The 8,745-nt window shown below is 55.2% G+C and carries 7 protein-coding genes and 2 pseudogenes; 2 read left to right on the forward strand and 7 right to left on the reverse strand.

Features of this window, described 5'->3' with window-relative positions; all coding sequences use genetic code 11:
* From A3722_RS23330 to A3722_RS12395, 5 genes and pseudogenes are all read right to left on the reverse strand, one after another.
* Window positions 1–637 (reverse strand): annotated as a pseudogene (locus A3722_RS23330) (transposase); the annotation flags it as partial.
* Window positions 638–930: 293 nt separating this feature from the next.
* Window positions 931–2,073: a patatin-like phospholipase family protein gene (locus tag A3722_RS12380; protein ID WP_067625260.1), complete on the reverse strand. Its 1,143-nt coding sequence runs from the start codon at window positions 2,071–2,073 to the stop codon at window positions 931–933.
* 446 nt (window positions 2,074–2,519) lie between these two features.
* Window positions 2,520–2,918, reverse strand: a complete 399-nt coding sequence (locus A3722_RS12385; protein WP_150120975.1) for a hypothetical protein — start codon at window positions 2,916–2,918, stop codon at window positions 2,520–2,522.
* 174 nt (window positions 2,919–3,092) lie between these two features.
* Window positions 3,093–3,773, reverse strand: coding sequence for a response regulator (locus A3722_RS12390; protein ID WP_067625265.1), 681 nt, complete (start codon window positions 3,771–3,773; stop codon window positions 3,093–3,095).
* Window positions 3,770–5,254, reverse strand: a complete 1,485-nt coding sequence (locus A3722_RS12395) for an ATP-binding protein (RefSeq protein WP_067916157.1) — start codon at window positions 5,252–5,254, stop codon at window positions 3,770–3,772. Before A3722_RS12395 ends, A3722_RS12390 begins: the two co-directional genes overlap by 4 nt.
* A 271-nt stretch (window positions 5,255–5,525) precedes the next feature.
* Here A3722_RS12395 and A3722_RS12400 point away from each other — a divergent pair, with 271 nt between their 5' ends.
* Complete coding sequence (locus A3722_RS12400; RefSeq protein ID WP_067625271.1) at window positions 5,526–6,152, forward strand: LysE family translocator; 627 nt, start codon at window positions 5,526–5,528, stop codon at window positions 6,150–6,152.
* Window positions 6,153–6,383: 231 nt separating this feature from the next.
* Here the strand turns inward: A3722_RS12400 and A3722_RS12405 are convergent, their stop codons facing one another.
* The gene (locus A3722_RS12405; protein ID WP_067625272.1) at window positions 6,384–6,842 is read right to left on the reverse strand and encodes a MarR family winged helix-turn-helix transcriptional regulator; all 459 of its coding nucleotides are present in this window, start codon (window positions 6,840–6,842) and stop codon (window positions 6,384–6,386) included.
* 148 nt (window positions 6,843–6,990) lie between these two features.
* Between A3722_RS12405 and A3722_RS12410 the strand changes: the two genes are divergently transcribed.
* Window positions 6,991–8,160 carry a YHYH protein gene (locus tag A3722_RS12410; protein ID WP_161487415.1) on the forward strand — a complete coding sequence of 390 codons (1,170 nt, stop codon included), beginning with the start codon at window positions 6,991–6,993 and terminating at the stop codon, window positions 8,158–8,160.
* A gap of 374 nt (window positions 8,161–8,534) precedes the next feature.
* On the opposite strand, the pseudogene A3722_RS24805 reads toward A3722_RS12410, so the two are convergent.
* Window positions 8,535–8,745: pseudogene (locus A3722_RS24805) on the reverse strand (IS110 family transposase); the annotation flags it as partial.

Here is an 8,745-nt window from a genome sequence, read left to right on the forward strand (position 1 = left end):
CGGAAGCGCTGGCCGCTGGCGAATTGGTCGTGGACGAAATCCAATGACCAACGTGCGTTCGGCCGTGCTTCGACCAAGATTGGCACCCGTGTCCCGACAGCCTTGCGTCGGGCCTTTCGCTTGCGCACCGCCAGCCCTTCCTCGCGGTAAAGCCGATAGATCCGGTTGATCCCCGAGGGCTCGCCCTCGCGGCGCAGCAGCACGAAGAGCCGCCGATAACCGAACCGTCGACGCTCATTGGCCAGATCCCGCAACCGACCGCGTAGAACCGTGTCCGGCNCACGCTTAGCCTGGTAGCGGACCATCTTGCGGTCCGCCCCGGCAATCCGGCACGCCCGCCGTTCCGATAGCCCGAGAAGGGCCTTCAGATGCGCGACCGCCTCGCGCTTCACGGCAGGCGTCACCACTTTTTTGAAACCAGTTCCTTCATTGCAGCCAGATCGAGCATCTGCTCGGCCAGCAGCTTCTTCAGCTTGGCGTTCTCATCCTCAAGCGTCTTCAGCCGCTTGGCCTCAGACACCGTCATGCCGCCGAATTTGGCCTTCCAGTTATAAAAGGTGCCTTCCGACTTGCCGTGCTTGCGGCACAAGTCCGCGCATTTTGCGCCTGCTTCGTGCTCGCCAAGGATGCCGATGATCTGTTCGTCAGTGAATCTCGTTCGCTTCATTGCCCGTCCTCAAGTTGGGCCGGACTCTAATCGACGGTGGAGGAAAAATCCCGTGGCAGGTCAATTTGCAAAGTCCGAGTTTTGACAAAAAGCCGGAGCATCTTTCTTCCGCGGTGCGCCCATTGGGGCTTACATCTTCCGCAAGTTTGGGGTTTTGACCTAATCGATATGAAGAATTCGAATGTGTAAATCTTGCGGCACATGCGTCGATTACCCGTTCTCTAAGTACTTCCGACAACCTCTAGCGGGCATGCGAGGCGCGCCTAACCGTTCAACCAAAGTGTGCCGCTCTCCGCACGCTTTGCGCCATGTCGATAAAGTGCGTTCATATAGGGCGATGAAAAACGGTCCGACGGATCATAGACGATCCCCGCATTCGGGTCGATTGACGTAACCGAAAATCGAAGCCCCCTTTCGCTTGCGAAAAGCTGTGTTGCGTTGACCTGGAGCAATGCGTTTGCCCGCCCTGTAGTCGTGAGAGCCTGTTGCGAAATACTCAGCGCGGTTCTCCCGACCACTTCGGGCCCGGGGTTGAGCGTGTTGTTGATGAGCACGTAAATGTGCCCGCCTTTCAGCTTTTGGTCTGGCGTCGTAAACGCGAAGTTCGGGACTGCCAGGAACTGCATGTGAACGCCCCCGTCGACATGCGTTTCCGCATAGGTTTTGTCATCCGCGCTATATCGCAAATTCACTGGTGGAAAGAGACCCGGAAGTGCGGCAGAGGCACGCATGATGCTGCGAAACAGATCGTACTGCCCGGCAGCGGCAATGGCGCCCATGTCCCAGACCGAAGCTCGCGCACTATCAAGCTCCGAGGTTACGACCAACAGGCTATTGCCCGCTTTATGCTTTTGCCCGATGGCGCGGAGGAACGAGGGCGGGGTGTTTTCTTGAATCAATGCTGCAAGCGGCGCGGTGTCAAATAGCGCATCACTGAAGACTGCCTGAAATGGCCGCATCCGCATGATGTCGCTTGCGTCACTTTGGGTGAAAACGCGGGTTAGAACATTGTCATAGTCTCGCCCCATAAACGCAAACGGCGCGATCAGGGCACCGGTCGAAATGCCGGTCACCAAGTCGAAATCGGGTCTGTCGCCGCGCGCGGACCAGCCAACAAGCACGCCCGCACCGAAAGCACCGTCCTCACCGCCGCCGGATAGGGCCAGCACGTTCGGCCCGTCGGACGATGAGGCTGAGGATTGCCGGGGATGAAGGTGTTTGAGCCATTCATCCGGCCCATCATCTGCAAAGAGACGAAACCGAGACAGCGGGTCGTTTTCTGTTTCAATGCGCGTTTCCAAGGGCGTTTGAACGCGGCTTGTGCAGGCTGAAAGTGCGGTTGCCCCAAGACCCATGAGAAGCGAACGGCGGTCGATAGAGCCTTTGTTTGGTTTCGTACAAGTCATTTAAATTTCCTCATCGACACCGAGCAGTTGGCCTTGCTCGGTTAACTGTATTTCGGCCGGATGGTTTTAAGTGGTCGGTTGGTGGTGGCGGGGCAGTCCCGTTAAGACCAATCGTTTTGCCTGCGCCAGGCATAGCCGGCCGTCCTGCTTGAAGGTCTCCGAACGCGCGTACCTGTTCGGCGAATGTTGCACCCAGCATCTAAGTGGAGTCAGCGATGCCGAGAGGCATCTGCTCTGTCGTGCCCTCGCCGGAAGGTGTCGGTTCATTGCCGTCCGCACCAGCCCGTGTTTCAGTTGTTGTGAAAGTTGTTCACGGATTGCATGCCAGAAAGTCCGGCCAAAGGTGAGACGGACGCTTCATCCAGAAAGCCCCTTTTCTGAACGACGCAGGGAGCACGGCAACCCCCTGAGGGCTGCCGCGCAAAAAGCCTGTGTTGGAGCGCAACTTAACCCTTCTTCGGCATATTCGCGGGGGCGCAGGCGAGTGGCACATCCGCCTTGGGTGACATGCAATTGCCCTGAACAGCGTCACCCTCACGACTTGGGAATTCGCAGGCAGACTGCGGCTTTGCGTTCTCGCAAGCTTCTACAGCTTCTTGCGGCGGGCGGCCCCCGCGCTCTCCCTTACTGGAAGGAGCAGCTTGCGCATAATCGGTGCCTTGACCCTCTGCCGAAGCACTTTCAGCGCGTACAGCCGAGATGTTGAGCGCACCCAGAACCACAGCGGCGAAGGTGATCACGAGCATGAGGCTTTGGTTGCCTTTGATATGCGGTACTGTTGGCCGGTACATCGGGATTTTACGTCGGGCAGCAGCCTGTTCGCGTCGTGCTCTAAGTTTATTCATGAACATCGTAGGTTCTCCTGTTGTGGCGTTGAGTTGCCATTCACAGGCCCTTTTTCCATGTTCTTTGAGCAGGGAGTTTGCAGCAATTATGCAGTGAAAATGCAGATTGTAAAAAAATGCACGCTGTAGTTTTTTCTACTCAATTGCCGAAGGGTGCAGCGCGTGTAGACAGGCTTACCCGTCGTAGGCGTACCCTACGCCATAGACAGAACGGATCGGGTCCCAAGTGCTTACCGATGCAATCTTTCGCCGGATGTTTCGGATGTGACTATCAATGGTTCGGTCGAAAACTTCAGTGTCATTAGGGAAAGCGAGCGAAAGTAACTGATCGCGGGAGAAAACGCGGCCCGGCCGTGAAGCGAGCGCCTGCAGAAGCGAGAATTCCCGCCGCGTGAGGTCGAGCTGGCTGCCATCAAGCGTTGCCTGCCACCTGCCGGCGTCGATTATTAGCCGGTCGTTCGTGGCGGGGTTTTCTGCGGGCCTACCAAGAGGCCGCCGTCGCAAGACCGCCCTAACACGCGCGACAAGCTCACGCGGTGAGTAGGGTTTGCACAGGTAGTCATCGGCTCCCATTTCAAGGCCCAACAGGCGGTCGATTTCTTCCACTTTCGCCGTGGTCATTATGATTGGCACGTCTGATGCCTTGCGCAATTCTCGGCAAATCGTCAGGCCGTCTACTTCAGGCAGCATCAGATCAAGAATAACCAAATCATACTGTTTCGCCTGTATAAGCTCGACGGCACCCGCGCCTGAGGTGAGCATGTCGACATGCATCCTCTCCACCAGCAAATAGTCCCGCACGACTTCTGCAAGCGCAATTTCGTCTTCTACGATCAAGATGCTCGCCACAGTCATATCGTATCCCTTGGCAATCTTATGAAGATTTGCAGCCCGCCCAATTCAGATCGGCCCGCGTAGATGGTACCGCCATGCGCTTCTACAATCGCCTTACTGACAGAAAGTCCCAGTCCAGAACCACCATGCGCGCGAGACCGGGAGGCTTCTACACGGTAAAAGCGATCAAATAGCTTTTCCACATCACCTTCCGGCACGGTTGGCGGGGTGTCCTCTACAGTCAGCAGCGCGAAAGCTCCATCCTCTTGCAGGTTCACGCGTATATGGCCCGGTCCGTCGGTGTATCTAAACGCGTTCTCAAGCAGGTTATCCATAACTTGGCCAATCTGCCCCCGGTCGCATGGAACCAGAGTATGCGTTGGCAGATTGAGTTCCAATTCAATTCCCTTAGCGTTTAATTTTGAACGCGCCGTTTCGGCAGCCTGTTTTACAAGAGTGGGAAGGTCCTCCGGCTCAAGTGCGGATGTTAATTCTGCCTCGCGGCCATAGGAAAGAGTTTTGAGGTCTTGCACCAAGCGCGATAGTCGCATGAGTGCCACATGCATTTCAGTTAGCGTTTTAGCATCAGGCTTGCGTATCCCGTCCTGTAGCGCCTCGATTTGGGCGCGCAAAACCGCAAGTGGAGTCTGCAATTCGTGGCTGGTGTTCGAAATCCATTCGCGCTCGGCCTTGGCGGTCCGTTCAAGTGTCGCCGCCAAGGTGTTGTAATGGCCGATCAGTTGCCCCAACTCATCTGTGCGATCTCGTTTGATCCTTGCTGTATAACTGCCCGCGGCCATCGTCTTCGCACCCAATTCCAATCGCTTAATGGGCTCCAGTAACTGTCGCGCAACAATAAATGCAGCAACCGCCGACAGGGCGACGGCGATCAAAGCGGCGAGCGCAAGCGACGCATACTGTCCGCGCAAGAAAAACGCGTCGCTTGGATTTTCCTGCACCACTGGTGCGTTTAATCCAATATATCCGAGAAGGTTCTCGCCTTTGCAGTTGTTCTCTGCGCAAACCGGACGGCGCTCGAACACCGATGAACGTTCGATATTGCCAGCGACCTGGATGCCGTCGCGGTCGAGCAGCACAAGGCGCTTCTCCAGTCTCATATTCTCGCCTCCTATTGCAAAAGGCGGTGGGGTGGCTGGCTTCGGCCCGAGTGGGGCTTCAGGAGAGTTTCCCGGGAGTGCGCCTGGGGGAGGACTAAAATCTGCCGCACGATGAGGAGCATGCGAGAGTACAAAGCTAGCCCAGTCCTGCGGATTCTCATCAAATTCAGCCCAAACCCCTTGGTGAAGGTCAGCCAAGGACGACGTTAGTTCATCGAACTGTGTCAACTCACCCCTAAGCAGGTACCGCGCAAAACCGTCGCGCATCCACACCGCGACCATAAACGCCATCACAATTACTACCAGAATGGCCGTTGCTGCGACGGCTGTGAATATCTTGGCAAACAATGACTTCCGGATTGGGTTCATGTCGTAGAGTTTCATCAAAATGTGAAGTTAGAATGCAGATGCTATGGTGGTTGGCATTGCCAGCGTAGAAGTTCAACACTTCTGATTGACCCTCCGATCCGCCACGCCCACCACATCAGCAATTTGCTATTTACGGATCATCATACCATGAAATTTACGGCGCATCCGAGGTCCACTTTGGGCCAAGCTGAACCGTACTGCGTAGCAACAATTCAGCTCGAACTTTGCCCCTTTACAGCCTTAGCCAACTGTGGCTGGCTTATGGAAAAGTCAGAAAGGTAATCGTTTGGATTTTCAGGTTTGGTTGGCGTTTGTCGCAGCCTCAATAGCTCTTTTGCTCATTCCGGGGCCGACTGTGTTGCTCATTCTTAGCTATGCGATCAGCCATGGAAAAAGGGTCGCTCTTGCAACGGTCGGCGGAGCGGCCCTTGGTGATTTCATCGCTATGTCCGCGTCACTTGCCGGGCTGGGTGCCTTGGTTCTGACATTCGCTACACTCTTTACCATACTGAAATGGATTGGGGCGATCTATCTCGTGTATTTGGGCATTAGGCTTTTTCGAAGCGCATCGAAAGCTTCGTTTGGCGATCTGGAAAAGATGCCAGCGACCACCGCATCGAGCGTTTTCGGCCATACTGCGGCCGTGACCGCGCTCAACCCGAAATCCATCGTATTCTTTATCGCGTTTGTGCCGCAGTTCGTCGTAGTGGACAGCCCGCTTCTGCCACAGTTTGCCGTACTCGTCATTACCTTCGTCGGTCTGGGGGCACTGATTGCACTTGCCTATGCGCTCTTGGCGGACAAGCTGCGGGCCAAGATCGCGCGACCGTCGACGTCGGCTTGGTTCTCTCGGCTGGGCGGTACTGCTCTAATTGCGATGGGTGTTGCAACAGCTACATTTAAGAGGGCGTAGTAAAATCCATCTAAGGTAGAGTTTGTCCGCAGAACAGTCTTCAAGGGCATCTCTCACTGCGGACCCTGCTTGTGCGCGCAGCCGAAATCTGCTTCGGCCGTCCTCAACGTTCGTTGGAGAAGATTTCAATGTGGTGCTGCGCCAGATCCGGCGACCGCGCGGGGCACTTTGAGTAATTCGCTCAATAATGCCATAATGTAGGCTTGGCACCGTTGATCTGTCTTGCCATTGTCACCTAGGTACGTCCTTCGTTCCAGGAGCTTTTCCACCCAGTGTGTCTCTGAGCTTCAAGCTTTGAGAAAAAAGTTGCTCTGCGTTTCGTGCCCCAATTGCATCAATGATAATGTCATCGACTTTTTTCCAAACCTCGATGATCTGGTTCAAGAGCATCTCACCTTCTGATGTCAATGACACAAGGCTAGATCTCTTATCACTGGGATCCGGGCGAACTTTGATGAATCCATTATTGATAAGCCTCTTCGTCATTTGGCTCATGCTGGCGGGAGTTACATTGAACTGGTCTGCCAGCTGCCGTTGCGAGGCTTCTCCCATGCGGTGGATGCCGTGAATTATGCGGGCTTGGCCCGCATGTATCCCCAAGGGGGCCAAGAGTTCGCGCAGCCGGTCATCCAAAAGATGCACACTGTGAACAAGAAGGTGAAACCCGGCACGTTGCTTCTCTTGTTTCATTAAGTTAGGAGCCTAAGTATATTGCGTAGTCTAGGCATACTCGTAGTTTAGCCGCAAGGCAATGCTGCCGCATCCTAGGTCTATAAACCGCAACCTGATTATCGGGCCACAAGCCGCCCAATTTAGCCCTAACTTACGGAGAACAAATATGCGCGCTACCTACCTATCGCCTAATCTAGGAAGGCTCAAATCGACCTTCTTGGTCCTTGCTACCGTTGGTGGATCAGCCTTCGGGACCAGCGCCTTTGCACATGCAAACGAGCATTCAGTTCAGGAAAACGCACTGGCTTCGCCGAGCCAAACTGTGGATTGTACGCTCGAGGATGGCACGGCAACGGAATGTGTAAGCTATGTCGTGAAGTATCTTCCCGAAGGTTTGGAGATTGGCCCATTTTGCCCGGCAACTTTGGAGGATGAAGGCGGCATATGGAACTGGGACGGGGACAGGGCGGGGCTATACCGGATCAATGGCGATTTTCTGAGAATGCTGGACGCTCAGGGATACACATTCTTCAATGACGAAGGCGAAGTCTATTCATTCGACATTCGTGTCGAGGGGCCCACGGAGCCCAATGAATGCATCGCGGGATCCGTTGATCCTGAGGTAGAGATGACAATGCTGATCCCGGCCGATCCTGTTATGGCAGATGAGCCGACGAAACTTGGTACCGTTTCCCTTCTCGGGGTAGGACTTGATGGGGTGCCAATTTTCGGCGATGCGCCCTCGGTGCTGGTTACTGGTCACATGCCTGCGCTCGACAATTGTGGCGGCCATGTCGATCCCGGCGGTTGGTACCATTGGCATGCAACAGCCACAAATGTGAACGCTATTTATCAGGCAGAAGGCGTGGAAGCCGAATGCACCAGTGTTGCACAAGACCAGACCGCGCAATTCGGATACGCCTTTGATGGCTTCGCGATGTTCGGCGCGTTGGACCATGATGGCATCACCCCAGACGGCCTTGATGAATGCAGTGGCCACATCGGCCTTACGGAAGAAGGTGGCGAGCCAGTCTACCACTATCACGCTGGCGAGAGCTTTCCCAACTTGCCAACTTGCCTCGTAGGGGTCGTTGCAGAAGGGAATTTCTCGACCACTGCCAGCACCGGCGCTGGATCGAACAACCTTGATGGTGGGCCTGGCGGTCCGGGCCCGGATTTCGGCGCAATGGCTGAAGAACTGGGCGTTGATCCTGACCTCTTGTTGCAGACATTGATGGACGCTGGTGGCCCAAACGCCGATTTGAATCAGGTCGCAGAGGCCTTAGACGTATCAGTTGATGCGCTTCGAGAAGCACTGCCAGGTCCAGCCCGATAACTTGAAGAGCTTCTGCCTACCGGCATTTCGGGTTTGGTAGGCAGTGACCTGCAACTTGCAAGCTGCTCTGATACCACGTCTCATTTGCGCTGCGCCAGAAGGAAGCCCTTCAATTCGTAACGTCGAACGGCAGCAGTGGATGGCTCCTGCATAGCAAGACATTTTTGATCTGATTTGTGCATTTGTCAGAAGCAGTCATGTGTCCGGCCTGTTTGCGCGGTTTTGACCGCTGGCCCTGATGGGTTCCGCAAACCAAGTTCCTATCAGCTTTACGGGCTATTATGCCCGCGCCATTCGGCGGAGTGTCTTGGCTTTGGCGGCAGACTTATGCACCATCATCTCGCGGGTCTTGCTAACTCGTTGTTCCTTTCGTCTCAGGCTACAGTGCGTGGGCTGTAGGGTTCGTTGCGGGTAAGCACTGCCCAGACGATCCGGGCGGTCTTGTTGGCCATGGCGACGGTTGCGACACGCGCAGATTTGCGTTCAAGCAAGGATGTAAGCCATTTGCTGGCTCGCTCGGGATGGGATCGTGTTTGTCGAACGAGTGATGTCATACCAACGACAAGCAATGATCGCAGATACTGG

Origin of the sequence: Sulfitobacter sp. HI0027 (assembly GCF_001634775.1) — a bacterium.
GTDB lineage: Bacteria > Pseudomonadota > Alphaproteobacteria > Rhodobacterales > Rhodobacteraceae > Sulfitobacter.

Coding starts and splice junctions, on each gene's coding strand:
- A3722_RS12380 (WP_067625260.1), bottom strand. CDS start 2,073: ATGACTTGTACGAAACCAAACAAAGGCTCTATCGACCGCCGTTCGCTT.
- A3722_RS12405 (WP_067625272.1), bottom strand. CDS start 6,842: ATGAAACAAGAGAAGCAACGTGCCGGGTTTCACCTTCTTGTTCACAGT.
- A3722_RS12410 (WP_161487415.1), top strand. CDS start 6,991: ATGCGCGCTACCTACCTATCGCCTAATCTAGGAAGGCTCAAATCGACC.
- A3722_RS12390 (WP_067625265.1), bottom strand. CDS start 3,773: ATGACTGTGGCGAGCATCTTGATCGTAGAAGACGAAATTGCGCTTGCA.
- A3722_RS12395 (WP_067916157.1), bottom strand. CDS start 5,254: ATGAAACTCTACGACATGAACCCAATCCGGAAGTCATTGTTTGCCAAG.
- A3722_RS12385 (WP_150120975.1), bottom strand. CDS start 2,918: ATGAATAAACTTAGAGCACGACGCGAACAGGCTGCTGCCCGACGTAAA.